The organism is Priestia megaterium, from assembly GCF_046599315.1.
GTDB lineage: Bacteria > Bacillota > Bacilli > Bacillales > Bacillaceae_H > Priestia > Priestia megaterium_F.
Window position 1 is genome coordinate 1 of record NZ_JBKIKC010000017.1, and the last position, 25,710, is coordinate 25,710.

Genomic DNA, 25,710 nt, shown 5'->3' on the forward strand with positions numbered 1-25,710 from the left:
CCATCTCCCAAGGCTAAATACTCCCTAGTGACCGATAGTGAACCAGTACCGTGAGGGAAAGGTGAAAAGCACCCCGGAAGGGGAGTGAAAGAGATCCTGAAACCGTGTGCCTACAAGTAGTCAGAGCCCGTTAATGGGTGATGGCGTGCCTTTTGTAGAATGAACCGGCGAGTTACGATCCCATGCAAGGTTAAGCCGATAAGGCGGAGCCGTAGCGAAAGCGAGTCTGAATAGGGCGTTTAGTATGTGGTTGTAGACCCGAAACCAGGTGATCTACCCATGTCCAGGGTGAAGTTCAGGTAACACTGAATGGAGGCCCGAACCCACGCACGTTGAAAAGTGCGGGGATGAGGTGTGGGTAGCGGAGAAATTCCAATCGAACCTGGAGATAGCTGGTTCTCTCCGAAATAGCTTTAGGGCTAGCCTCATGTTGTAAGAGTCTTGGAGGTAGAGCACTGATTGGACTAGGGGCCCCCAACGGGTTACCGAATTCAGTCAAACTCCGAATGCCAAAGACTTATCCATGGGAGTCAGACTGCGAGTGATAAGATCCGTAGTCAAAAGGGAAACAGCCCAGACCACCAGCTAAGGTCCCCAAGTATACGTTAAGTGGAAAAGGATGTGGAGTTGCTTAGACAACCAGGATGTTGGCTTAGAAGCAGCCACCATTTAAAGAGTGCGTAATAGCTCACTGGTCGAGTGACTCTGCGCCGAAAATGTACCGGGGCTAAACGTATCACCGAAGCTGTGGATTGACATCTTAGATGTCAGTGGTAGGAGAGCGTTCTAAGTGCAGCGAAGTCAGACCGTAAGGACTGGTGGAGCGCTTAGAAGTGAGAATGCCGGTATGAGTAGCGAAAGACAAGTGAGAATCTTGTCCACCGAATGCCTAAGGTTTCCTGAGGAAGGCTCGTCCGCTCAGGGTTAGTCGGGACCTAAGCCGAGGCTGAAAAGCGTAGGCGATGGCCAACAGGTTGATATTCCTGTACCACCTCCCCGCCGTTTGAGTAATGGGGGGACGCAGTAGGATAGGGTAAGCGCGCTGCTGGATATGCGCGTTCAAGCAGTTAGGCTGATGAGTAGGCAAATCCGCTCATCATTAAGGCTGAGCTGTGATGACGAGGGAACTATAGTACCGAAGTTCCTGATTCCACACTGCCAAGAAAAGCCTCTAGCGAGGCGGGAGGTGCCCGTACCGCAAACCGACACAGGTAGGCGAGGAGAGAATCCTAAGGTGATCGAGAGAACTCTCGTTAAGGAACTCGGCAAAATGACCCCGTAACTTCGGGAGAAGGGGTGCTCTGGTAGGGTGTATAGCCCGAGAGAGCCGCAGTGAATAGGCCCAGGCGACTGTTTAGCAAAAACACAGGTCTCTGCGAAGCCGCAAGGCGAAGTATAGGGGCTGACGCCTGCCCGGTGCTGGAAGGTTAAGAGGAGGGGTTATCCTTTGGGAGAAGCTCTGAATCGAAGCCCCAGTAAACGGCGGCCGTAACTATAACGGTCCTAAGGTAGCGAAATTCCTTGTCGGGTAAGTTCCGACCCGCACGAAAGGCGTAACGATCTGGGCACTGTCTCAACGAGAGACTCGGTGAAATTATAGTACCTGTGAAGATGCAGGTTACCCGCGACAGGACGGAAAGACCCCGTGGAGCTTTACTGTAGCCTGATATTGAATTTTGGTACAGCTTGTACAGGATAGGTAGGAGCCTGAGAAGCCGGAGCGCTAGCTTCGGTGGAGGCGTCGGTGGGATACTACCCTGGCTGTATTGAAATTCTAACCCGCGGCCCTAATCGGGCCGGGAGACAGTGTCAGGTGGGCAGTTTGACTGGGGCGGTCGCCTCCTAAAATGTAACGGAGGCGCCCAAAGGTTCCCTCAGAATGGTTGGAAATCATTCGTAGAGTGTAAAGGCACAAGGGAGCTTGACTGCGAGACCTACAAGTCGAACAGGGACGAAAGTCGGGCTTAGTGATCCGGTGGTTCCGCATGGAAGGGCCATCGCTCAACGGATAAAAGCTACCCCGGGGATAACAGGCTTATCTCCCCCAAGAGTCCACATCGACGGGGAGGTTTGGCACCTCGATGTCGGCTCATCGCATCCTGGGGCTGTAGTCGGTCCCAAGGGTTGGGCTGTTCGCCCATTAAAGCGGTACGCGAGCTGGGTTCAGAACGTCGTGAGACAGTTCGGTCCCTATCCGTCGTGGGCGTAGGAAATTTGAGAGGAGCTGTCCTTAGTACGAGAGGACCGGGATGGACACACCGCTGGTGTACCAGTTGTCTTGCCAAAGGCATCGCTGGGTAGCTATGTGTGGACGGGATAAGTGCTGAAAGCATCTAAGCATGAAGCCCCCCTCAAGATGAGATTTCCCATAGCGCAAGCTAGTAAGATCCCTGAAAGATGATCAGGTTGATAGGTCAGAGGTGGAAGCATGGCGACATGTGTAGCTGACTGATACTAATCGATCGAGGACTTAACCAAACTTTTAAAAGCGTAAGCTTTACTCAGCGAACTGTTATCTAGTTTTGAGAGAGCAATCTCTTGTCTGGTGGCGATAGCGAAGAGGTCACACCCGTTCCCATACCGAACACGGAAGTTAAGCTCTTTAGCGCCAATGGTAGTTGGGACTTTGTCCCTGTGAGAGTAGGACGTTGCCAGGCAATCAATAAGACCCCTTATGAGTCTCTTGTAAAAGAGCGGAGGGGTTTTTTATTTGAAATATTCTATCATAAGTAATGAAAATAACGCTATTTAACGCGCTTATATAGATTTTTTTTGGAGGATTAGCTCAGCTGGGAGAGCACCTGCCTTACAAGCAGGGGGTCGGCGGTTCGATCCCGTCATCCTCCACCACCGTGCCGGTGTAGCTCAACTGGTAGAGCAACTGACTTGTAATCAGTAGGTTGGGGGTTCAAGTCCTCTTGCCGGCATCACTTATATCGGAGGGGTAGCGAAGTGGCTAAACGCGGCGGACTGTAAATCCGCTCCTTCGGGTTCGGCAGTTCGAATCTGCCCCCCTCCACCATGTTTATTGGGCTATCGCCAAGCGGTAAGGCAACGGATTTTGATTCCGTCATGCGTTGGTTCGAATCCAGCTAGCCCAGCCATAGAGAGCCATTAGCTCAGTTGGTAGAGCATCTGACTTTTAATCAGAGGGTCGAAGGTTCGAGTCCTTCATGGCTCACCATGTATATTCACACGCGGGTGTGGCGGAATTGGCAGACGCGCTAGACTTAGGATCTAGTGTCTTATGACGTGGGGGTTCAAGTCCCTTCACCCGCACCATTTCATTAAGTAATACGCGGAAGTAGTTCAGTGGTAGAACACCACCTTGCCAAGGTGGGGGTCGCGAGTTCGAACCTCGTCTTCCGCTCCATAATTATTGGCGGCATAGCCAAGTGGTAAGGCCAAGGTCTGCAAAACCTTTATCACCGGTTCAAATCCGGTTGCCGCCTCCACATATAAGTCCTGCCGGGGTGGTGGAATTGGCAGACACACAGGACTTAAAATCCTGCGGTAGGTGACTACCGTGCCGGTTCAAGTCCGGCCCTCGGCACCATTTTAATAAGCGCCCGTAGCTCAATTGGATAGAGCGTTTGACTACGGATCAAAAGGTTAGGGGTTCGACTCCTCTCGGGCGCGCCATAAACGGGAAGTAGCTCAGCTTGGTAGAGCACTTGGTTTGGGACCAAGGGGTCGCAGGTTCGAATCCTGTCTTCCCGACCAGAAGTATCATGGGACCTTAGCTCAGCTGGGAGAGCGCCTGCCTTGCACGCAGGAGGTCAGCGGTTCGATCCCGCTAGGCTCCACCATACAATATACGGAGGAATACCCAAGTCCGGCTGAAGGGATCGGTCTTGAAAACCGACAGGGGTGTTAAAGCCCGCGGGGGTTCGAATCCCTCTTCCTCCGCCATTTTAAGTTTATATTTTGGTCCCGTGGTGTAGCGGTTAACATGCCTGCCTGTCACGCAGGAGATCGCGGGTTCGATTCCCGTCGGGACCGCCATTTTTAAAAATAAGCGGGTGTAGTTTAATGGTAAAACCTCAGCCTTCCAAGCTGATGTCGTGAGTTCGATTCTCATCACCCGCTCCAAATAATGGGCCTATAGCTCAGCTGGTTAGAGCGCACGCCTGATAAGCGTGAGGTCGGTGGTTCGAGTCCACTTAGGCCCACCATATTCCACAGTAGCTCAGTGGTAGAGCTATCGGCTGTTAACCGATCGGTCGTAGGTTCGAGTCCTACCTGTGGAGCCATACTGGCCCGTTGGTCAAGCGGTTAAGACACCGCCCTTTCACGGCGGTAACACGGGTTCGAATCCCGTACGGGTCATCTTAAGAGCAGTTTGCATATGCAAACTGCTTTTTTATTTATAGTACATAAATTATTGGTTTTAATGTAGGATTTATATCACCTCATAGTGGAAGTGTTAATTAGGAAATTTTCTAATATCAGAGTAAGAAATACAAAATGTATTCTTATACTCAGATTCGTATTTCGTAAAAGTTGCCTTTTTTCTTTTTTGTCCTATTGAAATCCAAATTTTTTTAGGTCGTTCTCCAATGCATCTCTGTTAATTTTAATAAAAGAAGTAATCTCTTCATATATAGCACCATTATTATTTAGCTTTTGAATATTAACAAGTTATGACCTTCAATAACATATGTTAATGAGGTAATAATTTCTTCTAAATAGTTATTCTTATAAAAGTCTTGCTAGAATTCTATGCGTTTAGCCTACGTCTAATTTTATTAAAAAGGCCTAGAGGATGTGATGGTAGGACGTTCTCCCTCTTGTCCATTCCATATCCATCGATTCGTTGTATCAGTACTTTTATTTACATAAAAATTATTGTTGAGTTGATTATATTTATTTAAGCACAAAATATACAAAACGTAATACATATACAATGTTTTGTCATTATTAATCAAACAAAGCAGAATTTTCGTGCTTGAACTTAAAAACACTGCTTGTTCTTAAGTTTTATTTAAATTTTATCCTTTAAGTTAATAACCATAACCATATCCCTATTACCTAGCTTCCTTGTTATAACGAAATTAACAATTTTAATACACTCATACTTAACACCTCTAAATACACCAATATTAAAGCACATGTTTATCTAATTTTTTCCAATTCGTATAACAACTCTTTTCGGAGACCTCACAAAAAAGAACCCTTGGGGCAGTAAGGGTTCCATGTGAGTCTATTCTCCCGTTTATGCATCTTTTTACACACACTTAACAATACGGTGATCTCTCCAGGTCCGCGTAAAGAATGTATAAAAAGTGTACCTTATATATATGCTTGTCTTCATAAGTATACTAAAAATGTTCAACGATTCTGGTACTTATCTAATATTGAATTGATTGCCTTCTTCTTATTTCTAGGTAGTGGTTTTTTAGGAGAAGCCTTAGGTAATTTTAACTTGGATTCATAACCTGTTTCTATGGTAGATAACTCTTCTGTTACCTTCTGTTGTGCTTCAATTTTTTCTTCAATAATATTTAATCGGGTAGAATAATAAGGCATTCCTGATAAAATTGTTGTTACCTTTGCATGGTCAGCTTCATAGGTACCCTCAAATAGATGGGTTGGTTCGCCCCCCTTAAAAGAACTAAATAGTTGGGCTGAATCTATCGTAAATAAGTCTAGTGGCCCTTCATATATGATTCCTGCTTTTGGTATAGTTTGCATTTCAAGTGGTGCAAAGATTGAGTTTTCCCATGAATTCTTAATTACTTCTGTAATACCCTCATTACTAATATCTGCTTGCCCTTCATCTAATTTTGTTATTTCTGCAGATGAAATAGCAGAAATTCCTTTTGTTGAAAAAATTGTACGTAAGTCTTTCTTATCTAAAACACCATGCTTAGAGTGTCTATCTGTATATTTAGGAAGAGAACTAATTAAGTTCACAAATGTTTCGTTTGTTTCTTTAAAGATTCTAGCTTTTCCTGCATTTGGATTTCTTTTTTTCACCTGCTCGTTATCAATAGGCAATACACAAAGGTCCTGACGTGAAAGCTCCTCAGTAACATACAGGGCATTGACTTGATGAACCAATGCTTCTGTAGAATCGGGTAAGATAGGAACAGCTACAATTGCTTTGTCCTCCATTTCCTGAGCAAGAAGATCCGCAAGCATCGGTCCAATACCACCACCAGAACCACCACCTGCAGAAAAACAAACCATAATAATTTCGGTACTAGGTGTTGAAAAGTTCTCTCTAATAAACTTCAATGCCATTTCCCAGTTTTTATCGACCATAAGATTAATAGCTTCATCTCGATTTTTTCCTACGCCTTCACTACCTATAAGTGTTAGACGCTCTTCTACAAAATCTAGTGACTCCAAATCACGTTCTGAAAAGTTCAATGCAACAGCATTAATACCATTTTCAAATGCCAAATCAGCTATATTCCCACCTGCAGCACCAATTCCTACAATACCTATCATATCTCTTCAACCCCCTCATTTTCTTCTCCTTGAAGTATAGCCTGTTGTACAGCTTGTTGCCCGTATTCTGTTAGATACAATTTATGTTCTTTTCCTCCAGTAACAGTTCCTATGAAATGAATAGCTTCAAGCTTGTTCAGTGTCTTACGAAAGTTAGCTGTTGAATATTCAAGCTCATCTGCAATACTACTTTTCTTTATCGCTTTAAACACAGCGTTTGCTTCATTCTGAAATAACCATCCCAGAATGCTAACATCTTCGATGGTCAGTTTCCTCATTACCTCCTCAAAGTAGTCACTCATATAGATACTCCTTTCTCTAAAATGTACATCATAGATACTTAAGTATTTTTTTAGCTTCTTGTTGTCATTCAGATACTTTCAATGTTTTTTTTAGGCAACAAAAGTTCATGTGAATCTATATAAACTCAATGATTCTCATTGCGCATCAAGTATCACTGAGTAACAACATCGCTACATCACTATCCATATGTATATCGGAAAATCCTTATGACACATTTTACAGTTTTGCCTCGGAATCGTATATTTTGGGTTATTTGTGATAGAACTAAAAGAATAATTGGTAAAAATCGCACTAAAAAAGAGCATATATTTGTTGGAAGCCAATGGGGATATGCTCTTTTGTTACTTATAACACTTATTATAGTAGCTAACTTTATATAGCAATAAAACAGAAGTTTCAAGAGTACTGAAACTTGTATCAAATGGTCAATAAATCTCATTATAATCCAGAAGGTGTAACGAAATATTTAAAATATAGCTAAAATCAAATTGAAAGTAAATTAATTTATTAAAAGATTAATTTACTTTCTAAAGTCCCAATAATGAGAAGATAATTTATTGAACTTTTTTATTTCATCGTATAGATAAAGGCAAGCCCGTTTTTATTGGCTTGCCTTGTTAAAGTTGAGCATTTCTTAGTCCATTTTATAATTTTTGTACTGCATATAGTAACAATTCTTCAATGTTTCGTTTGCCCAATTCTTTCGCTTTTTGCTGCAATTCTTCTTTCAAATCGCTTGATACTTTAACTCGTACCACTTCCAAATCACTATCAATATAAATGCCACGGCTACGCTTGTTAATTTTCCCTGAGACAAGAACAGACTCTAATAACTCCATAAGTTCGTGTGAGGATTCGGTCAGTAATATAGGTTTGATTTCAATCAAAAATTGCTCTTTCTCTTCCTGTAGCGTAATCCTCATATTGGTCGGGCTTAGATATTGATAAAACAAATCCATGAGCTTATAAAGGTGTGATTTTGCATAAGCTGTTTGCTTAAAGATAAATGTAGCATAGCCTTCTTTGGTAATCATTTTTTTCGACTCAATGGTATAGGCTGCTTCAAAGCCTCGGTGAAGTAACTCCTCTAATGTTACCTCCTCATGTTTTTCTGTAACTGCCATAATGGGATCTTCTACAGAGATGATACGGGCAAATTGCTCTTTTTCTTCGTCTTTCTTTACAAAAAGCTGAAATAAAGCAATATTTTGTTCGGCACGATAAAAATGACGCTTACTCGGTTTGCGCCCGACTTCATGCGTACGCTTAAATGCTTCTAACTCTTCTTCATGGACAAAATAACAATTGATTCCCCGGTATTCTTCTTGGAACGCTGGTAATAGTTCTTGCTTAATATATTTATTAACCGTTGTGACTGATATATCAAGTTGCTGTGCTACTTCTTTTGTCGTAAGCCCTGGCTTTCTTAATTCTTCTTTTAACCGAACCACATCTTCTAAATCAAATTCGTAACGACCTTCGATATGCCAGTCATCTTTATTAATCGGATGCAGTTTTCCTTGCTGGATATATGTATAAATTGTTTTCTTAGATGAAATATCTAACATTTCCATCACATCTTCAATGGTAATGATTTTACTAGGGTTATCAATCATATAGCACACTCCTTCTATTTTTTTATTAACTGATAATCTATTATATCACATTTAAATAAGGTTAAAATTTAAAAGGTATTGTATTGGAAGTGTAAATGGTAAAACTAACTTATAAAAAATAGTATTTTAATATTCATCCTAAGTGACGACAAATACGTAATTTTTCTACAAATGATATAGATTTTATCCTATTTTTATAAAAAGTAAGTTTTCACTTTTGTTTCTATATAAGATAAAATAAAGGAGTAATATTTTAAAAAATACATTTTAATACCTACTTAATTATAGTAATAATTAATATTCAACTAGTATTTTTGTTACTTTTAAATTTGTTATGAACGCTATTATTACTGTTAGAGTTTCTTTGCTTTTTATATACAGATAAATTCATACATAATTTTAAATAGAGAAGAAACCACCTTAACACCAGAGAAAATATGAATAAGAAAACGTGATTGTTGAAGGGAGAGGTTTTATGCAAAATGTTTCTTTAATGAATATAGAAACCCAAATACGTGAGAGAAAAGGGAATTTCCATAAAGTCGTTTCGTTGATGCTGGATACTACCTACTATGATGCCTTAGAAGAAAGAAATGAGCATCACCAACGAAAAAACGAAGAGATGTTCAGCGATTTTACAGATGAAGACATGATGTATTACTATGTTCATCAAAGAAAGCATATTCGAAAGAATCGAGAACGAAAAGAGAACACAAAAATAGAGTATTTACGGATTTTATTGCAGTTTTATCAGTACGCGATAGAAAGTGAGTCATTCTTACGACAAGATGTAGACCATTATATAGAAGAAACGATTTTTAAAAATCTAAGACCTTGGCACATAAGGAATTATCAAATGTATTTAAGTACCGCGTTGTTAGGAAAAGGGGGGAAACCTTATTCACCAGCAACCTTAGATGCTAAGATGACAATTCTAAAGAGTTTTATGAAATGGTTACATGAAACGAAGTATATTCAGTATCCGTTGCATAAAGAAATCTTGAGTACATCACTATCTGAACAAGAAATTCCGAATCGAGATTTGTACTACCATGAAGTCAAGCAGATTCTAGACTATTATAAAGACCATCCTATCAACTATGGGTTGTTAACGATGTTGGCGATGACAGGGTTGCGTGTACAAGAAATAGCCAAAGCTTCGTGGGGAGATGTGTATCTAGACAGTTTAAGTGGCCATTATCGGTTAAGAGGAGTAGGGAAGGGTGGAAAGAAGTTCGATAAGTTACTTCATCCCTCTTTATATGAACGCATTCTTGCCTTTCGAGAACGACGCCATGTCAGTATAGCATTAAATACAAGTGATCAAGGGCCATTATTTCCAACCAAAGACGGAGGGTATTATCAATATAAAAACTTAAGTAATTACATTGTTCGTATCATTGAACGGACGGAGTTACCTTTTGTAAAAGAACGGACTGACAGGATTACGCCTCATTATTTTCGTCATTTTTATGCCATTTATAGCAGGCAGCAGGGAGCAGATATCTTTCTCATTCAAAAAGAGCTGGGACACAGTGATCGTAAGACAACAGAGCGTTATCTAGAGAAGGTGTTGCAGCGAGAACAAGAAATTGGACTGATGTGGAAGGAGCAAGATTTCTAATTACTATTATATATGAAATTCCTTGCGTTAAAATATATTCAACAAATGTATTTGAACGGTGCATGTAGGGATTTAAATAGAAGCTTTTGTTGATAGTTTTTCTATTGTAGCAAACCTTATTTCTATAGATAAGAACAGGTTCTTTACGTTCCTTTTTTTAGGTTTATGAAAATACTTGGTGTAATGGTTATGTAATCAACGCATAGTATTTTACATTATAAGCGACTTATTACCTTCTTATTAACATAATCCATTTTATCCCAATTTAATTTTCGCCTCAAGGTAAGGTCAACTAAATAAATATGATTGTTGATATATGTAAGTTTTTGATGATAAATAAGTTCACCTAAAAAGATTGTACAACCTCTTTTTTTTAGGTATAATTAGTTCAACAGAAGTTCAACTTAAAAATGAGGTGTATAGATATGAAAATTTCACGTTTTAATAAAGACTGTGGGAACTCGGTCGATATGAATATTATCGATGGGTACCTGTTTGATTTTCCAACCAACGTAGTAGAACTCCAAAAAGATGCTGCTGATTCATTCTTTACAGATGCGGTGACAGCACCAGAAGAATTTAAAAAGCGTATCTTACTTTCTACAACTATCGGCGACGAAGAAAAAGAACGTTATTTCTTAGTCGGTGACATTGCGGCAAGCCAACAATTAGCTAACAATCACATCAATCGTTTACATAATAAAATAACAAGCCATATTCCCTACGTAACATTTTTAGCTGCCATTGCCTACTATCATGCGTTGCATGTAAAAGATCAAAAGGATAATAGTATTGAAATTGCCTATTTCTCTACGATGTTACCAATCTGGTTACTAAAAAAAGAAAGTACTTTCGGAGAAGCGCAAAAAGCCATGGCCAATCGCTTTGTAGGTGATCACACTTTCCACGTTCATACACCAGGATTTGAAAAAGAATTAAAGGTTTCTGTGGACGAAAGTGCTTGCTTAAAAGAAGGGGAAATCGCACGCTTTGCGTTAAAGAAAGACTTAACGCTTCAAGACCGTGAGGATGCCAATGAATATGTGGAATGTGAAACCGTAATGGTCGATATCGGTGGAGGGTCAATTGATGTCGTAATTTTACCTGAAGGGTTAAAAGCTGCGAACAGCCGTGAATCATTCCAAAGTATTGAGGGTATTCCATATTTAGCACATATTGATAAGTTAAGAAAAGAGAAATTCCCAGAGTTGTTTACCGATTTACGTGCTTTTGATCAATTTATTTTAGATAACTACAGCAAACAAAAATTTGAATTAAAAAATGAAAACACAGGTGAATCAATCGATTTAACTGTTCAAATTAAGTCTTCTTTGAAAGATTATGTGGAGATTTTACTAGCGAAGTTAAATGATGTGGCTCCGCCACCAGCGAATAAATTACGTAAATATGTATATTGTGGAGGTGTCGCTCCTACACTAGAAGTAGCCATTACGAATAGTATGAGTGAAAAAATAGGCGAAGAGCGTACAGAAAAATACCATAAAGTACCAGAAGATAGTCGTCACTTAAATTTATTTGGCTTAGAGATTCGCAGCATTGGTTATCTTCAGAAGAAACAAGCCGAGAAGAAAGCCGTTAAATCCTAACAGCGTAGGTGATACCCATGTCAGAGCGTCAGAACGCGTTTACCATTAAAACTAATAAGTTAAGTAATGAAGTCTATGACGTCCTCGCAAAATACGCTAAGTCTCGGAAATTAGGGGATTATATTTCTTCTTTAATTGTTCGTGATCTCCATCGTTCATCGTCCGAGCAGTTAGAAACGGGCCGCAAAACAGAAGAGCTCCTGGAACAAATCAATTGTGAATTACGTGAGCTTAAACAATTAGCGCAAACGAATGGTTTCAATAACAAACTGGATGATGCAGAAGAAAAACCTTCAGAAGGTCATCAAATTAAAGAAGGAAAGATTGCGGATTTAGAACAAGTATCTGGCTCATTAGACGATGATGATTTAGAAGAATATAGCGATTTTTGAACGGAGAGCCACTAGGTGCACTAGTGGCTTTCTTTATTGTAGTAAAACTTAATTTTTAAATTAAAATGGAACACAAATCTTATACCCTCATAAAAAATCATATACACCCGTCAAATCTACAAAACTTTTATAAGAATAATTTTCATTTATTATCTATTTCGTAGAAAAACAATCTATTTTTCTACAAAGGATATAAAATTAATACTAAATTTATACTTTTGCTTCTATTTAAGATAAAATAAAGCGTTGCTATCTATAAAACATAAATTTAAATATGTACTTAGTTATAAAAATAATTAATATTTAATTAATATCTTTCTACTCTATAAAATCGTTATGATACTGCTACCGTTAATGATAACGCCAGGCAATTTTAGGCGTGATTAACAAAGAGATTTCAAGAGATTTATCAGTATGTAAACAAAAAAGCGACCTTATTGGCCGCCGTGATATTACTCGCTATCCTTGAATAAATTAAGAGAAAGTTGCTCGGACCTTTTTCTATGGTAATAAGCATTTTTAACTCGTTTTACTCGCTCTCTATTTTTAACGTAATAATCTCGGTCGCGATCAGAAACGCAAACTCTGCAGTATGGGCCAAGTTGACCGAACCCATCCCTTTTATAATGATAGCTCTCTGCATGTTTTAATTCGCGGCATTTACGGCAAGTCTTAGCGACAACTTGGCCGTCAGCGTCTGTGAAGTATACGAATCCTCTCGGCTTTGTTCTTTCATCATATTTCTGCGCCAGTAGTTCTTCTCGTAGACTCATATTCGCTCACCTCCTCGGTCGCCATGGTATTGCTACTGATTCTCTTTTATTATACGAATTAATTCCTCTCGATACTAGTCCGCAAATCTATTGTCTTCCTTGCGTATAACAGTTTCATCTCCTGCAGACGCTTGGATTGATCCGACCTTATCTAGGCTTAGCACTTCTTCTAACTCTTCCATTGTTAAATGTTCTAAACTGTCTAACTGTCTCTCCAATTGTCACTGTCGGAGTCTTACAACGACTGTAAGGGGAAAAATTTTAAAAATTCTCAATTATTAAGAAAATAAAAATAAATAGTTTAGTTTCCTTTTCATGTGGAAGACAAAAAACAAGTCAAGAAATATTAAGAGGAATGTAAAATGACAACTAATAAAAATAATGACAAAATGAGCCGTGAAGAAGCTGGGAGAATGGGTGGCAAAGCTACGGCCAAAAATCATGATAAGGAATTTTATCAAGAGATTGGCGAAAAAGGTGGAGAAACTACAGCTAAAAACCATGATAAAGATTTTTACGAGGAAATCGGGGAAAAGGGTGGCGAAGCTAACAACAAACGTAATAACGACTAATTGTTTGTAAAACTAAATTTTTCAGTTTTTACGCTGTATATCATATACATTTTTAGTTAGCATAGTCAACATTAATAGAAGCCAAACTCTTTATATATAAAGAGTTTGGCTTCTATTTTTATGGTAAGTGGTTTAATCACCTTTGACGATTTTCCCAATGGCTTTTCTTTTACCAATTTGTCTATTTTTCTATTTATTATATTGTCTTTTCTTTATTACCTGGTAAATTCTCAGCAACAACGTCAAGTGATGGACGAAATATCTACGACGCATTACGCTAGGGTAACATAATATGTAACCTTGATTAATAAACGAGCAATAGATATATAAGAAAGCTTTTCTATATACATTGGTTCAGCCTTTCACTGTTTTTTAGAAATAGGGAAAGGTATAAATCCTAAACGCTAAGGCTAAAGGGGAATTAAAATACTTATCCAAACAGGAGGATAACCTGAACAAACTCAAAATCACCAATCTGGAATCGAAAGCGAGATTCATTCTCTTTCTATCGATGAAAATGACAATTATATTAGCACAAGCAAAGTAAAAAGGAGTGTCTCAAAATTGGAACTTTGAAACACTCCTTTTTACTTAATAAACCGTCAATGTTCTAGCTGTTCAATCAAGAAATGCTTTCTGTAATGCCTCTAAACCATCTTTATAGATGCCATGAAATAGGTCTATAGCTTCGTCGTTACTAACACCTACAGGTGTGAAACTGCCAGACCACTCTACCAACGATGATTCGCCGTCAATATCTTCTTTAACATGGATGGTAGATAGATAATCAGTAACCGGAAATGGTGCTTTCATAATTGAGTAAGTGTAGTAGCGCTCCTTGTCATTAAATACTTCCAAACGCTCCACAATCGCGTCACCATCAGGGTTAGCTAGATGACGTACACGTCCACCTTCACTTACTTCGCTGCTAGGTATATAAGGTAACCAGTTCGGAAGCGAGTCAAAGCCTCCTATTAATTGCCACACCTGATCTGGTGAAGCAGAGATTTTAATAGATGTAGTAGTATGTGCCATATTTATTACTCTCCTTTTTATTTAACGTTAATTGGTAGTGGTGCATGAGGGGCTACTAGCTCTTGTTCACGCATTTCTTTCCAGAATGCTGTTGGGATTACTGTGCTCAATGCATCTTTGTCTTCTGCAATACGTTCTGGACGACTAGCACCAGGGATAACAGCAGCCACTGCTGGATTAGCCAATGAAAATTGTAAAGCTGCAGACTTAATACTAATTTGATGACGATTGGCAATACGTTTGATTTTCTCTACTTCTGCTATAATTTTTGGCGATGCCTTTTGATACTCAAAGTGGGTACCTCCAGCAAGAACACCTGAGCTATATGGACCACCGACAACAATGTCCATATTATGTTTTACAGCTGCGGGCATTACTCGCTGTAAGGCACGCTCATGGTCTAACAATGTGTAACGACCAGCTAGCAAGGATACATCTGGTTTTGCCTCTTCCAAATCTAGCATGAGCTCAATTGGTTCTACTCGGTTTACTCCAAGTCCCCAACCTTTAATGACTCCTTCTTCTCGTAAACGTGTAAGCACGCGGAATGCTCCAGTTCGTGCAGATTCAAATTGTGAAAGCCACTCATCACCATAGAAATCTTGCGCAATATCATGAATATAAACAAAGTCCAGGCGATCTGTCTTTAAACGTTTTAAACTTTGCTCGATAGAGCGAAGGGTTGCATCAGCACTATAATCATTGATGATTTTATTCTTACGACCGAATTCGAAAAGTCCTCCTTTTTCTCCTAAGTCACGTGCAGATGGGTCTTCCAGTTCATCCGAAATGACTCGACCTACTTTTGTGCTCAAAATGTAATCATTACGATTTCTTTTCGACAATGCTTCCCCAAGGCGCATCTCTGCTAAGCCAGCTCCATAGAAAGGCGCTGAATCGAAGTAACGAATTCCACTTTCCCAAGCAGCATCTACTGTTGCAATAGCCTCTTCTTCTGGAATGTTGCGGTACATATTTCCTAGTGGTGCAGTACCAAAACCAAGTTTTCCTTGTAATATATCTCTCATATTGATAAAACCTCCTGAAATTTGTTTTAAATTTATTTTAGAAATGGATTAGTCAGTATAAATCGAAGTAGAAATCAATAACTGACTAACTCAATAAATGTTATGTCATCTCCTGACAAAACTCATTATGAAGCATGAAAACAATAAAAAAAAGTACGCACTTTAAAGTAATATGGGCACTAAAAAGTAATAAATATGATACCTGAAAAGTAACCTCCTAAAGAGTAAATTTGTATTTTATCCCTAGTTTTAAACGTATAACTAGATAAAAACCTGAGCAAACTACGCAAAATGCTTTAAAGTATCAAATAAAATGGAATTTAATGTACATACCAAAAAAACTCCCTACGGAAATAGGGAGTTTTTATAATTTTACACTGTATATGATAATAACCTTAGTTAACATAGAACGTATTATAAGAAGCCAAATTCTTTATATATTAAGAATTTGGCTTCTATTTTTATCAAAAAAATGATTAATATGTTTATTTAACAACAACAATTAAATTGAGTCGGTTTGGTTAGTTAAATAAGAAGATGCAGCAATCATTATCCTGTTAGTAGGATATCATTTAATAAAGCTAGTTCTACTTTAAAAGGATCATTAATTTTTCTAAGCTCACAATAACCAGAACTATAAATATGAATAATCTTAAATCTTGTACCGCGATAGAAAACTTCTTTATTAATTGACATACCTTACCTCCAGATTCAGTATTATAGTTTGTTCCACATATTAACCATTTTCCTTACCTAAAATCTATCTGGAATAAAATCATGTTTCCATTCCCTTTTTTATTTGTTTCAAAACATAAATTCAGATAAAAATTTAAAATACACTCGATTTTTTATGTATATACCTATTTTTTACTGCCTTGAGCAAACTACTTAAGACGCCATTAGACATCATCTCTAAAATGCCAATTAGAGAAAAAACTTTCTTCTGCACACTTCTGCACAGGTAGTTTTTTCTATTTTAGGGTGTACATCATATACGTATTTAGTTTATATAAGCCCGATTATGTTCTATCTTTTAGTTGATAAAAAAAGGCAGCTTGCTTTATCAGCAAACTACCTTTTTGATGACCCGTACGGGATTCGAACCCGTGTTGCCTTCTTGCAAGGGCGGTGTCTTAACCACTTGGCCAACGGTTCATATGAAATTATAAAATGGCAGAGAAGAAGGGATTTGAACCCTCGCACCGTGTTAACGATCTACTCCCTTAGCAGGGGAGCCCCTTGAGCCACTTGGGTACTTCTCTGTATGGATATCCCACTGAGCTACTGTGGAATAATGGTGGGTGGGCCTAAGTGGACTCGAACCACCGACCTCACGCTTATCAGGCGTGCGCTCTAACTAGCTGAGCTACTTCCCGTTTATGGCGCGCCCGAGAGGAGTCGAACCCCTAACCTTTTGATCCGTAGTCAAACGCTCTATCCAATTGAGCTACGGGCGCTTATTAAAATAGTGTCGAGGGCCGGACTTGAACCGGCACGGTAGTCACCTACCGCAGGATTTTAAGTCCTGTGTGTCTGCCAATTCCACCACCCCGGCAGGACTTATATGTGGAGGCGGCAACCGGATTTGAACCGGTGATAAAGGTTTTGCAGACCTTGGCCTTACCACTTGGCTATGCCGCCAATAATTATGGAGCGGAAGACGAGGTTCGAACTCGCGACCCCCACCTTGGCAAGGTGGTGTTCTACCACTGAACTACTTCCGCGTATTACTTAATGAAATGGTGCGGGTGAAGGGACTTGAACCCCCACGTCATAAGACACTAGATCCTAAGTCTAGCGCGTCTGCCAATTCCGCCACACCCGCGTGTGAATATGGTGGAGGGGGACGGATTCGAACCGCCGAACCCTGAAGGAGCGGATTTACAGTCCGCCGCGTTTAGCCACTTCGCTACCCCTCCATATGAAATAATGTGCTGGCAATTAAGTGATTCGTTTTCGTTTTGCTAGCGACAAAAACTATCTTACTTCATAACTTCATAGAAGTCAACATCTATGAAGTTAACTTTTTTTGGTATTTTAAAAATTGGGTTCTAATGCAAACTTAAACTAGAAAAGAGAAGGCTAAAGCCTTCTCTGAATTGGAATTTTATTTTATAGACCGCCTTTACATTGTCCACTATTTTTAGATGATCTTTCTTTTTTTGCTTTATCTTTATGGATCTTGTTTGCTGCAGCACTTCCAAATTCATGGCTGAACTCAGAATTAATCACTGCTGAGTCAAAACCTTTTTTATTTTTTTGATCAGCATCGTTCTTTTTTGTACGTTTCGCCATTGCTCTAACACCCCTTTTGAAAATTCAGTACCTATTTATTGTAGGACAAAAAAAGCGTTTTATGAGAGATAGCATTTACTACAATCTCCTTATTTTTACACCTTGTAAAGAATATCCGTTCTGCTCGTTTAGATAAGTAATAACACAAAGTGATATAGGTAGGTTTAATTTGTATATTTTTATATTTACCGTTTCAACTTTCTTCATAAAGCCTTTTTTATTTATTGAATCTATTCATCATTGTTTGTACAGTTGCCGGTGCCATTTTATTTCCACGCCCTCTTGTCATTCCATAAGTCGTAACAGCTCCCACTCCTAAACCCAATAATGAAAACAGCATGCCTCTGTTATTACGTCTCTTCCCAAATATCCCTCTATTGTTGCGTCCAAAATTAAATAAGGACGTTAACCAACGTAAGTTGTTCATTATGTGAATACCCCTTTAATATTTATTTGAAAGAAAATGGTCTTCTAACGTCTTTATTCTTTGACAACTTGACTTATCCATACTGGAAAAATGACACTGTTTTCATCTTCTAATTATTACCTGTTATGATTTTGAAAATAATGCTTATTTTAAGAGATGTACGACTATCATAAGAAAACAGTTATATTAGAGGTGATTATTTTGATTAACAAATGGATAGCTGTATCTGGTGGAATGATTCTGGGTGTGTTATCAACTGGAATTTTCGGTTTCAAAGGGTTTTCCCAACTTTTTAATAAAGATACGGGATCAGGAGGTTCGTCTCGATAACTTGACTTTTCCTCTTAATGAGTATGTGGCTATTCAAATCTTACAGCTAAATCTATAAAAACAAACTTTAGTACGCTTTTTCCTTCTCTACAAAAGGAAAAAAATATAATTTGATCAACCCTACTATTCCTAGTAACTAAAAAAGGAAACCCGTTGAATGAACAAGGGTTTCTCTTTTTTAGCACATAGTAAATGGATTTGATGCACTCAATCACTCTAATTTAACGAGTGTTAGGAAATACTCTTCGAATGGTTTCAGTAAACTCTTCAAATAACCCTCTTACTGGAGCGCCTTCATTAATTCTATTTCCGTAATCTTCCATTCGGTTTACAAAATCAGGATTGGATGATACAAATACGTCCCGAATATCTGGATCTGTAGCTCTTACTTGATCAGCAATCTTCTTTTCTAAACGATCTGTTACTTCTCCTTTTGCCCCATTCTTTAGAACAACAGCCACGTAAGCATTTCGGTTTGTAACAATCACATTTGCATTGTCTACTTCGTCTAGTTTAGCAATACGATCTGCAGCTTTGTCAGCTACCTCTAATCGTGTCTGATTATTATTATCTACATTATTATTCTGGGTTCCATCGGGTTGGAATCCCACATCTCGTGGTCCATTGTTTCGATCATTTTCTGCCTTTTGTTCAGAAGGTTCTTCAGTTGGATCGGGTTCGGCTTCATCCTTTTTATCATTACAACCAAAAAGGAACCCTACGGATAAAATGGTTGATAAGAGTCCCACTAAATATTTTTTTGTTTTCATCGTTTCTTACTCCCTTCATTTTTAGATAACATTTCTGTCGTTATTATCCGTTTAAAGAAAAGAGAGTATACGAGCTTTTCTTATATATTGTCTAACTATCACGATGAGGTAGTTCGAGAAGTTCTATTATTGTTTTAAAAAATAAATGAGTAATTATATGAATGTTCAAATGCCATCGTACAAAGAAAGATGAATCACTTTTCCCAATTCAAATAGGGATCATCTAGGTATAATGTATTAATTTAACAGACATAAAATCCATTTGTTTCTCCATTCTAAAATTGTATTCATAAAAAGGAGGAATTCATCATGACAGTAATCAATCAAGTTAAACAGACACTAGCTGGATTAAAGAGCGCACAAGCAAGTTTTGAAGGTTTTGCTTTAGCAACTGATAATGAACAAGCAAAGCAACTGTATCAAGATGCTGCTCAACAAACGCAAGCGATTGTTGACAGTCTCTCTCCACGTGTTCAACAAATTGAACAAGAAGAGCCTCAATACAAACAATAAGAACATGAAAAAAGGCTGGTCCATTAACCAGCCTTTTTTCGAATTCAATTCTTGAGTAGAAACGGACAGGTGATTGCATGAAAGGAAAGATAAGGAGAATAAATCATTTTCTTTTTTTAGCCATGATTATTGTATATATATCCGGATGTACGGGGCAACAGGATCAGTCAGCTAATGACAGTAATGATACAACGATCGTAAAGGTAAATACAAATAACTCCATTGATCAAACAGTTGCCAACCAAGCAAAAGAAAAGATTATAAAAGAGGAACAAGTTTCAGCTGTGAAAGCAGTGAATACAGATAAAGAGCTATTAATGGCGATAAAAGTGGATCAATTTCATCGCTTTCAGCTAAAAAAAATTAAAAAGAACGTGAAAACAGACGTAGAAAAAGCATATCCCGATTATAAAGTCTTGGTTTCAACTGATCAAAAAATCTATTGGGAGTTGGAACAATTAGAAGAACAACTACAAAAAGATAAGACAAAGAAGAAAACATTAAAAAAAGAGTTCAACAATATTAAAAACCTTATGAAAGAAAAAGCATGATGAAAGAGGTGTATACATGTCAAATAATCAAAAGAAACAATTAACGCCTGTCCAACAGGAATATCAAGACCTTGAAAAACAAAAAGAAACCAAAAGACCAGTAGTTAAAAATTGTATCAAAGCTTTTTTTACGGGTGGAATCATTTGCCTTATTGGCCAAGCTATTCAACTGTTTTATATTTATTATTTTGATTTTACGGATCAAACGGCTGGAAACCCAACGGTAGGGACCATGATTTTTATTGCTATGCTTCTAACAGGTTTCGGTGTTTATGATCGAATTGCCCAATTTGGAGGAGCCGGTTCTGCGGTTCCCGTTACTGGTTTCGGAAACGCGGTCATATCGGCATGTATTGAACATCGAACAGAAGGATTTGTCTTAGGTGTAGGTGGTAATATGTTTAAATTAGCTGGCTCCGTCATTTTATTTGGTACCTTTTCTGCATTTGTCATTGCGACCATTAAAACGATTCTCATACAGTGGGGTGGCTTGTAATGCTTACTGGACATCGTACATGGGTTTTTGATCAAAAACCTGTCATTATCTCCACTGGAACAGTTGGGGGACCTTTTGAAGCGAATGGAGCACTTGCTAATGATTTTGATTTACTTCATTCCGACTTATGGTTAGAACAGGATTCTTATGAAAAAGCTCACAAGGTTTTGTTAGAAGAAGCGAGTCAAAAAGCCATCGAAAAAGCAGGTCTTCAAAAAGAACAGATTCAGTTTTTCCTTGGAGGAGATCTCATTAATCAAATTACACCCACTAGTTTTGCTTGCCGAACACTTGGCACACCGTATCTTGGATTATTTGGTGCTTGTTCTACATCCATGGAAGGACTGGCTCTTGGTGCTTACTTAGTTAATACAAAAGGAGCTAGCTATTTGCTAACTGGCGCCTCAAGTCACAACACAGCCGTCGAAAAACAATTTCGTTATCCAACCGAATACGGTGGTCAAAAACCACCTACTGCTCAATGGACGGTGACAGGTGCTGGCGTTGCTTTGTTAAGTGATGCTGGAGATGGACCTTGTGTCACATCTGCCACGATTGGTCGTGTGATCGATATGGGAATGACGGATCCATTTAATATGGGAGGGGCAATGGCTCCGGCGGCTGTTGATACCATTGAAGCACATCTTACTGAGCGAAATCTTGATCCATCTTATTATGATTTGATTGTAACGGGAGATCTTGGCCACATTGGACGAGAAGTCTCACTTGATTTATTTAAAAAGCATGGAACCCCAATACATGAAGAACAATATCAAGATTGTGGCCTCATGATTTATCGAGAAGGACAGCCGGTTCTATCTGGCGCTAGTGGGCCAGGATGTTCAGCAACTGTTGTATATGGTCATCTATTAAACCGACTGAAAAAAGGCGAATTCAAACGAATATTAGTCGTAGCAACAGGTGCTTTATTATCACCATTAAGTTTTCAACAAAGTGAGACCATTCCTTGTATCGCTCATGCGGTATCAATTGAATATGGAGGTGAATAAGAGTCATGATTTTCTTTTGGGCTTTTGTTGTAGGAGGTTTGATCTGCGTGATTGGGCAAATTATGTTTGATGTATTTAAACTTACACCCGCACATACCTTAAGTGCATTTGTAGTGATTGGCGCTCTTCTAGATGGTTTTGGTTTATACGAACCTTTTATTGATTTTGCAGGAGCAGGAGCGACCATTCCTATTACAAGTTTCGGAAATTCTCTTGTACATGGGGCAATGGCTGAGGCAGAAAAACATGGGTTAGTGGGTGTTATTTCAGGGATGTTTGAAGTAACAAGTGCCGGAATTTCAGCTGCCATTATTTTTGGAATGATTGGTGCCATACTTTTTAAACCAAAAGGATAAGGAGAATGTAAAATGACCATTGCATCAGATGTGAAACAATGTCTTGCTAGTCTTAAAGGAGTAGAAGCTGGTTTATCCAATTTAGCATTACGAACTCAAGATGATCAATCAAAGCAGACTTTGCACGAAACGATGAATGTCGTCAATGAAATCGTAACAGATTTAAAAAAACGAGTGGGAGAATTAGAGAGAGAAGAAGCCCAATATAAAGGTTTTTAAGACGAACAGTTTTTTCTAATCTTATAGGAGGTGTAAAAGATGCCAGATTGGTTAATTGTAGTTTTGCGGTCTTTATTGTTTTTAGTTGTTCTTTTTGCTATTACAAAATGGTTAGGTAAAAAACAAATATCTGAGCTTTCCTTCTTTGAATATGTCACTGGTATTACCATTGGTAATATAGGAGCAGAAATGGCCACGGGAATTGAGAAAAGTATTGCTAATGGGATACTCAGCATCGTAACCTTTGCAGCAGTGCCCTTTTTAGCAGGCATCATTTCCTTAAAAAACAAACCCTTTCGCGACTTTATAGAAGGGAAAGGAACTGTTTTCATCAAAGATGGAAAAATCATGGAGGACAATTTAAAAAAGGAAAAGTACACAACGGATGAGTTGTTAGAGTTACTTCGAAAGAAAAATGTCTATCAGGCGGCTGACGTGGAATTTGCGGTATTAGAGGCAACCGGTGATTTCAATGTATTGTTAAAGAAAGAAAATCAACCGTTAACTGCAAAAGACTTAGGTGTGGCCGTTGCTCCAAGCAAGGAACCTCAGACGGTTATTATGGACGGTGAAATACTGGATGAGCCACTATCGACAATTGGCCAAAGCAGAAGGTGGTTAAATACTGAACTAGAAAAACTAGGAGTTACCATTGAAAATGTCTTTCTTGGCCAGGTAGATTCTTATGGGCAATTAACTGTTGACCTTTTTGATGATAAACTTCAAGTTCCTTCTCCTCAAGAAAAGCCTTTATTACTTTCAACCATGAAAAAATGTCAGGCGGACTTAGAATTGTTTGCGCTTGGGACAGAATCAGAGAAAGCTAAACATATGTATAGCAAAAATAGTCAAAAGTTACAAGAAGCTATTGATAAAGTGACCTATCTTTTAAGAGGTTAAATAAGGAAATAGTGAATTCCGAGCCATAAATCCAAAAGAAACAGTTTAGCAATTAGCATAGTATAAAAGTGTCTTTAGTAAATCTCTAAACTAAAACAATTTCTCTTTTTTAAAACTATCTTTTTCACTAGAAGGAGGTAGTTTTTTCTTTTTTGTGTTGTATACGTTATATAGCTTAGTTACCATAATCAAGCTTACAGGGACCATAGAAAATTCTATATTAATGAATTCGTTTAGGAGAATGTACTGTACTTTTCGAATGGGAATAAAGGTTGCGAAGAGATGTAAGAGGGCTACTCAAGTTTAAAAACAATAATGCTAACTAAAATTTTATAGTATGCATCCATTCTTTTTTAATGAATATCACCTTCACCATCATAAATAACCGCACTTAAAAGCAAAATTTCTTTATAAATTTCTTGTTTAAGAAGTTCTTCATTACACTCTTTATAATTTCTAAGTAAGTGACCCAACTCTTTAATAAACAAAAGCATCTCTTGTTCAGTAATCAATAAAAATCCTTTCTTTCAACTAATAGATAGGTATTAAATACATTATTCTCGGAATCGGTGTTTACAAACAACCTGTTAAATAACGATAGATAGTAGAACACACTTTATCTCTTGTCAGCTCTTTTTTATTAGTTATACTTTACTATTTTATTTACACGTATCTTTTACATAGTAATGGTAAAGAAGGGAATAATAACAATAAATTGGATTCGGTTTAATGAGTGATAAAATACTGATCATTTCATACTATAAAAATCAACTTCATAACACTATATATGTAAAAAAACACCACTAATAGAAATAAAACTGTACGTACTATTTTAGGGAATGTGGAGGTAAACTGGTTATGCCAAGCTGGATAGAAGTTATTATTCGTTCTGTTCTTATTATAATGGGATTATTCTTTATCACAAAACTATTAGGAAAAAAGCAATTATCGAAATTATCTTTTTTTGAATATATAGTAGGAATTACAGTTGGCGACATTGCTGGAACCATTTCAATGGATCTTGAATTACATGCTGTAGATGGAGTCACCTCAATCTTGGTCTGGTCATTGTTCCCTATCATCATTTCTTATGTTTCCTTAAAAAGCATAGTCTTTCGAAAAGTAGTTGAAGGCACGCCAACTACTTTTATAAAGGATGGAAAAATTTTAGAAGAAAATCTAAAGCGTGAGAAATACACAATAGATGAATTAATGGAACAGTTAAGAAAAAAAGATGTTTTTTATGTTAACGATGTAGAATTTGCAACGCTTGAAACAAATGGAGAATTCAGCATTTTATTAAAAAAAGAAAAGCAGCCTGTGAGATGGGGAGACCTTTTTGGCGTTGGTCAAAAAGTAAAATTACCACAAACCATTATTATAGATGGGAATTTTATAGAAGAAGCTATTTATGAAATGGGCTATAGCGTGGAATGGCTTAAAACTCAACTTCAACAGCGAGAATCGACTGTGAAAGAAGTTTTTTTTGGTCAGGTCGATCATTTAGGTAATCTGTATCTAGATTATTATAAGGACCGCTTTATCGAAAAAGGGAAAAATAATTAAGGCACAAAAATTCCGTCTATCTACTTTATAAAAACTGCACATTATATATATGCAAAAAATTCAAAATATTATTTTGTTTCTTACTTCTAAGAGTTTGTTTGCCAACTTACATATCCACTTACCATATCCTAATATGATAAGTAAGGATTAAAGTGCTTTATCAAAAATAGAATCAATTATTAAAATAAGAAATATCTTGACCAAACATGCCTAATGTAGTGGGGTGGCTGAAATTATTTAACATTATATTAGTAATCATTACGATTTACAATAACTACTTTTTAAGGTAAATATATATTAAGGCATTATTAATGAAGTATATTAGCATCTCGCATTCACTTACTATTTTCAAAGTTTAGTATGTGATTTCATCGTTTTTATTAATTATGGTTTCTTGGATTATTCTTATCCCCCTAGTAGGGATAAGAATAAAGAACTAAAATCCTCTAATAGATCCCTATGTTTGACAGTAAAAATTCCTTTATACTATTCTAGTAATATTAATCCCCCTAGGGGGGTATAATAAATGGAGGTTTTTCATGAGTTCTCATAAATTACCAGAGATAATTAGTCGTCTTTCGAAGATTGAAGGTCATGTACGAGGTATTAAAAAAATGGCGGAAGATGGACGCAGTTGTGAAGACTTATTATTACAAGTGAGTGCTGTAAAGTCTGCTGTTAACAATGTAGGGAGAGTTATTCTCGAAGATTACTTGGAGGATTGCGTAGTTGAAGGTATTCGTAAACAATCGGATCAAGAAACAGTTGAGAATTTAAAAAAAGCTTTGAAGAGTTTTATATAAGATAAAAACTTCTATGAAGTAAGAATTCTAAACTGAGGTGTCTTATATACAGAGGGAACTAAGTCAAA

Annotated in this window: 23 protein-coding genes, 26 tRNA genes, 2 rRNA genes and 1 pseudogene; 33 read left to right on the forward strand and 19 right to left on the reverse strand. The window is 37.8% G+C overall.

Annotation, left to right across the window (positions count from 1 at the left end; translation table 11 throughout):
• The 20 genes from ACLHDF_RS27100 to ACLHDF_RS27195 all read left to right on the forward strand — a co-directional run.
• Positions 1 to 2,478 (forward strand): 23S ribosomal RNA (locus ACLHDF_RS27100); the annotation flags it as partial.
• Positions 2,479 to 2,541: 63 nt separating this feature from the next.
• A 5S ribosomal RNA gene (gene rrf, locus ACLHDF_RS27105) occupies positions 2,542 to 2,657 on the forward strand.
• A gap of 117 nt (positions 2,658 to 2,774) precedes the next feature.
• Positions 2,775 to 2,850 (forward strand) — tRNA-Val (locus tag ACLHDF_RS27110).
• Between the two features lie 4 nt (positions 2,851 to 2,854).
• A tRNA-Thr gene (locus ACLHDF_RS27115) sits at positions 2,855 to 2,927 on the forward strand.
• A gap of 11 nt (positions 2,928 to 2,938) precedes the next feature.
• Positions 2,939 to 3,022: transfer RNA gene (locus ACLHDF_RS27120), tRNA-Tyr, on the forward strand.
• Between the two features lie 7 nt (positions 3,023 to 3,029).
• A tRNA-Gln gene (locus ACLHDF_RS27125) sits at positions 3,030 to 3,104 on the forward strand.
• Positions 3,105 to 3,108: 4 nt separating this feature from the next.
• Positions 3,109 to 3,184: transfer RNA gene (locus ACLHDF_RS27130), tRNA-Lys, on the forward strand.
• A 13-nt stretch (positions 3,185 to 3,197) separates the two neighbouring features.
• Positions 3,198 to 3,282: transfer RNA gene (locus ACLHDF_RS27135), tRNA-Leu, on the forward strand.
• A 16-nt stretch (positions 3,283 to 3,298) separates the two neighbouring features.
• A tRNA-Gly gene (locus ACLHDF_RS27140) sits at positions 3,299 to 3,373 on the forward strand.
• An 8-nt stretch (positions 3,374 to 3,381) separates the two neighbouring features.
• A tRNA-Cys gene (locus ACLHDF_RS27145) sits at positions 3,382 to 3,455 on the forward strand.
• 12 nt (positions 3,456 to 3,467) lie between these two features.
• Positions 3,468 to 3,556, forward strand: a tRNA-Leu gene (locus ACLHDF_RS27150).
• Between the two features lie 9 nt (positions 3,557 to 3,565).
• Positions 3,566 to 3,642 (forward strand) — tRNA-Arg (locus tag ACLHDF_RS27155).
• 4 nt (positions 3,643 to 3,646) lie between these two features.
• A tRNA-Pro gene (locus tag ACLHDF_RS27160) sits at positions 3,647 to 3,723 on the forward strand.
• Positions 3,724 to 3,733: 10 nt separating this feature from the next.
• Positions 3,734 to 3,809: transfer RNA gene (locus ACLHDF_RS27165), tRNA-Ala, on the forward strand.
• A gap of 10 nt (positions 3,810 to 3,819) precedes the next feature.
• A tRNA-Ser gene (locus ACLHDF_RS27170) sits at positions 3,820 to 3,912 on the forward strand.
• A 17-nt stretch (positions 3,913 to 3,929) separates the two neighbouring features.
• A tRNA-Asp gene (locus ACLHDF_RS27175) sits at positions 3,930 to 4,005 on the forward strand.
• Positions 4,006 to 4,018: 13 nt separating this feature from the next.
• A tRNA-Gly gene (locus ACLHDF_RS27180) sits at positions 4,019 to 4,092 on the forward strand.
• A gap of 6 nt (positions 4,093 to 4,098) precedes the next feature.
• A tRNA-Ile gene (locus ACLHDF_RS27185) sits at positions 4,099 to 4,175 on the forward strand.
• A 3-nt stretch (positions 4,176 to 4,178) separates the two neighbouring features.
• Positions 4,179 to 4,253 (forward strand) — tRNA-Asn (locus ACLHDF_RS27190).
• Positions 4,254 to 4,257: 4 nt separating this feature from the next.
• A tRNA-Glu gene (locus ACLHDF_RS27195) sits at positions 4,258 to 4,329 on the forward strand.
• Between the two features lie 1,002 nt (positions 4,330 to 5,331).
• Here ACLHDF_RS27195 and ACLHDF_RS27200 read toward each other — a convergent pair.
• The 3 genes from ACLHDF_RS27200 to ACLHDF_RS27210 form a co-directional block, all read right to left on the reverse strand.
• Positions 5,332 to 6,456, reverse strand: coding sequence for a cell division protein FtsZ (locus ACLHDF_RS27200; protein ID WP_413921599.1), 1,125 nt, complete (start codon positions 6,454 to 6,456; stop codon positions 5,332 to 5,334).
• Complete coding sequence (locus ACLHDF_RS27205) at positions 6,453 to 6,758, reverse strand: hypothetical protein (protein WP_413921600.1); 306 nt, start codon at positions 6,756 to 6,758, stop codon at positions 6,453 to 6,455. The genes ACLHDF_RS27200 and ACLHDF_RS27205 overlap by 4 nt, the downstream gene beginning before the upstream one ends.
• Positions 6,759 to 7,403: 645 nt before the next feature.
• The gene (locus tag ACLHDF_RS27210; RefSeq protein WP_413921601.1) at positions 7,404 to 8,375 is read right to left on the reverse strand and encodes a helix-turn-helix domain-containing protein; all 972 of its coding nucleotides are present in this window, start codon (positions 8,373 to 8,375) and stop codon (positions 7,404 to 7,406) included.
• Positions 8,376 to 8,850: 475 nt separating this feature from the next.
• Here ACLHDF_RS27210 and ACLHDF_RS27215 point away from each other — a divergent pair, with 475 nt between their 5' ends.
• From ACLHDF_RS27215 to ACLHDF_RS27225, 3 genes are all read left to right on the forward strand, one after another.
• Positions 8,851 to 9,999: a tyrosine-type recombinase/integrase gene (locus tag ACLHDF_RS27215; RefSeq protein ID WP_413921602.1), complete on the forward strand. Its 1,149-nt coding sequence runs from the start codon at positions 8,851 to 8,853 to the stop codon at positions 9,997 to 9,999.
• Positions 10,000 to 10,424: 425 nt separating this feature from the next.
• Entirely contained in the window at positions 10,425 to 11,606 is a 1,182-nt protein-coding gene (locus ACLHDF_RS27220; protein WP_413921603.1) for a hypothetical protein, read from the forward strand.
• A gap of 17 nt (positions 11,607 to 11,623) precedes the next feature.
• Positions 11,624 to 11,998 (forward strand): hypothetical protein, encoded by a 375-nt coding sequence (locus tag ACLHDF_RS27225; RefSeq protein ID WP_413921604.1) that lies wholly within the window; start codon positions 11,624 to 11,626, stop codon positions 11,996 to 11,998.
• Between the two features lie 452 nt (positions 11,999 to 12,450).
• Here the strand turns inward: ACLHDF_RS27225 and ACLHDF_RS27230 are convergent, their stop codons facing one another.
• The gene (locus ACLHDF_RS27230) at positions 12,451 to 12,771 is read right to left on the reverse strand and encodes a hypothetical protein (protein WP_413921605.1); all 321 of its coding nucleotides are present in this window, start codon (positions 12,769 to 12,771) and stop codon (positions 12,451 to 12,453) included.
• A gap of 362 nt (positions 12,772 to 13,133) precedes the next feature.
• Between ACLHDF_RS27230 and ACLHDF_RS27235 the strand changes: the two are divergent.
• Positions 13,134 to 13,337: pseudogene (locus tag ACLHDF_RS27235) on the forward strand (KGG domain-containing protein); the annotation flags it as partial.
• A 624-nt stretch (positions 13,338 to 13,961) separates the two neighbouring features.
• Here the strand turns inward: ACLHDF_RS27235 and ACLHDF_RS27240 are convergent.
• The 14 genes from ACLHDF_RS27240 to ACLHDF_RS27305 form a co-directional block, all read right to left on the reverse strand.
• The gene (locus ACLHDF_RS27240; RefSeq protein WP_413921606.1) at positions 13,962 to 14,378 is read right to left on the reverse strand and encodes an SRPBCC family protein; all 417 of its coding nucleotides are present in this window, start codon (positions 14,376 to 14,378) and stop codon (positions 13,962 to 13,964) included.
• Positions 14,379 to 14,395: 17 nt separating this feature from the next.
• Positions 14,396 to 15,406: an aldo/keto reductase gene (locus tag ACLHDF_RS27245; protein ID WP_413921607.1), complete on the reverse strand. Its 1,011-nt coding sequence runs from the start codon at positions 15,404 to 15,406 to the stop codon at positions 14,396 to 14,398.
• A gap of 549 nt (positions 15,407 to 15,955) precedes the next feature.
• Complete coding sequence (locus tag ACLHDF_RS27250; RefSeq protein WP_200964695.1) at positions 15,956 to 16,102, reverse strand: hypothetical protein; 147 nt, start codon at positions 16,100 to 16,102, stop codon at positions 15,956 to 15,958.
• Between the two features lie 475 nt (positions 16,103 to 16,577).
• Positions 16,578 to 16,668: transfer RNA gene (locus tag ACLHDF_RS27255), tRNA-Ser, on the reverse strand.
• Between the two features lie 40 nt (positions 16,669 to 16,708).
• Positions 16,709 to 16,781 (reverse strand) — tRNA-Ile (locus ACLHDF_RS27260).
• A 5-nt stretch (positions 16,782 to 16,786) separates the two neighbouring features.
• Positions 16,787 to 16,863 (reverse strand) — tRNA-Arg (locus ACLHDF_RS27265).
• 12 nt (positions 16,864 to 16,875) lie between these two features.
• Positions 16,876 to 16,961: transfer RNA gene (locus tag ACLHDF_RS27270), tRNA-Leu, on the reverse strand.
• Between the two features lie 12 nt (positions 16,962 to 16,973).
• A tRNA-Cys gene (locus ACLHDF_RS27275) sits at positions 16,974 to 17,047 on the reverse strand.
• 8 nt (positions 17,048 to 17,055) lie between these two features.
• Positions 17,056 to 17,130 (reverse strand) — tRNA-Gly (locus ACLHDF_RS27280).
• 16 nt (positions 17,131 to 17,146) lie between these two features.
• Positions 17,147 to 17,231, reverse strand: a tRNA-Leu gene (locus ACLHDF_RS27285).
• A 9-nt stretch (positions 17,232 to 17,240) separates the two neighbouring features.
• A tRNA-Tyr gene (locus tag ACLHDF_RS27290) sits at positions 17,241 to 17,325 on the reverse strand.
• 193 nt (positions 17,326 to 17,518) lie between these two features.
• On the reverse strand, positions 17,519 to 17,701 hold the full coding sequence (locus ACLHDF_RS27295) for a hypothetical protein (RefSeq protein WP_413921608.1): 183 nt from the start codon (positions 17,699 to 17,701) through the stop codon (positions 17,519 to 17,521).
• A 217-nt stretch (positions 17,702 to 17,918) separates the two neighbouring features.
• A complete protein-coding gene (locus tag ACLHDF_RS27300; protein ID WP_413921609.1) occupies positions 17,919 to 18,128 on the reverse strand; it encodes a hypothetical protein in 210 nt (69 codons plus the stop codon).
• Positions 18,129 to 18,679: 551 nt separating this feature from the next.
• Positions 18,680 to 19,228, reverse strand: a complete 549-nt coding sequence (locus tag ACLHDF_RS27305) for a YhcN/YlaJ family sporulation lipoprotein (protein ID WP_413921610.1) — start codon at positions 19,226 to 19,228, stop codon at positions 18,680 to 18,682.
• A 309-nt stretch (positions 19,229 to 19,537) separates the two neighbouring features.
• Here ACLHDF_RS27305 and ACLHDF_RS27310 point away from each other — a divergent pair, with 309 nt between their 5' ends.
• From ACLHDF_RS27310 to ACLHDF_RS27340, 7 genes are all read left to right on the forward strand, one after another.
• Positions 19,538 to 19,741, forward strand: coding sequence for a DUF1657 domain-containing protein (locus tag ACLHDF_RS27310; protein ID WP_098278834.1), 204 nt, complete (start codon positions 19,538 to 19,540; stop codon positions 19,739 to 19,741).
• A 77-nt stretch (positions 19,742 to 19,818) separates the two neighbouring features.
• The gene (locus tag ACLHDF_RS27315) at positions 19,819 to 20,292 is read left to right on the forward strand and encodes a YhcN/YlaJ family sporulation lipoprotein (protein ID WP_413921611.1); all 474 of its coding nucleotides are present in this window, start codon (positions 19,819 to 19,821) and stop codon (positions 20,290 to 20,292) included.
• 16 nt (positions 20,293 to 20,308) lie between these two features.
• On the forward strand, positions 20,309 to 20,788 hold the full coding sequence (gene spoVAC, locus ACLHDF_RS27320; RefSeq protein ID WP_034655733.1) for a stage V sporulation protein AC: 480 nt from the start codon (positions 20,309 to 20,311) through the stop codon (positions 20,786 to 20,788).
• A complete protein-coding gene (gene spoVAD / locus ACLHDF_RS27325) occupies positions 20,788 to 21,798 on the forward strand; it encodes a stage V sporulation protein AD (RefSeq protein WP_413921612.1) in 1,011 nt (336 codons plus the stop codon). The genes spoVAC and spoVAD overlap by 1 nt, the downstream gene beginning before the upstream one ends.
• Positions 21,799 to 21,803: 5 nt before the next feature.
• A complete protein-coding gene (gene spoVAE / locus ACLHDF_RS27330; RefSeq protein ID WP_098278830.1) occupies positions 21,804 to 22,154 on the forward strand; it encodes a stage V sporulation protein AE in 351 nt (116 codons plus the stop codon).
• Between the two features lie 12 nt (positions 22,155 to 22,166).
• Entirely contained in the window at positions 22,167 to 22,373 is a 207-nt protein-coding gene (locus tag ACLHDF_RS27335) for a DUF1657 domain-containing protein (RefSeq protein ID WP_098548514.1), read from the forward strand.
• A gap of 39 nt (positions 22,374 to 22,412) precedes the next feature.
• Positions 22,413 to 23,273 carry a DUF421 domain-containing protein gene (locus tag ACLHDF_RS27340; RefSeq protein ID WP_413921613.1) on the forward strand — a complete coding sequence of 287 codons (861 nt, stop codon included), beginning with the start codon at positions 22,413 to 22,415 and terminating at the stop codon, positions 23,271 to 23,273.
• 353 nt (positions 23,274 to 23,626) lie between these two features.
• Here the strand turns inward: ACLHDF_RS27340 and ACLHDF_RS27345 are convergent, their stop codons facing one another.
• Positions 23,627 to 23,785, reverse strand: coding sequence for a hypothetical protein (locus ACLHDF_RS27345; RefSeq protein ID WP_413921614.1), 159 nt, complete (start codon positions 23,783 to 23,785; stop codon positions 23,627 to 23,629).
• A 346-nt stretch (positions 23,786 to 24,131) separates the two neighbouring features.
• Here ACLHDF_RS27345 and ACLHDF_RS27350 point away from each other — a divergent pair, with 346 nt between their 5' ends.
• Both ACLHDF_RS27350 and ACLHDF_RS27355 read left to right on the forward strand, forming a co-directional pair.
• The gene (locus tag ACLHDF_RS27350) at positions 24,132 to 24,839 is read left to right on the forward strand and encodes a DUF421 domain-containing protein (protein ID WP_413921615.1); all 708 of its coding nucleotides are present in this window, start codon (positions 24,132 to 24,134) and stop codon (positions 24,837 to 24,839) included.
• A 539-nt stretch (positions 24,840 to 25,378) separates the two neighbouring features.
• Complete coding sequence (locus ACLHDF_RS27355; protein WP_413921616.1) at positions 25,379 to 25,642, forward strand: metal-sensitive transcriptional regulator; 264 nt, start codon at positions 25,379 to 25,381, stop codon at positions 25,640 to 25,642.
• The last annotated feature ends 68 nt before the right edge of the window (positions 25,643 to 25,710 follow it).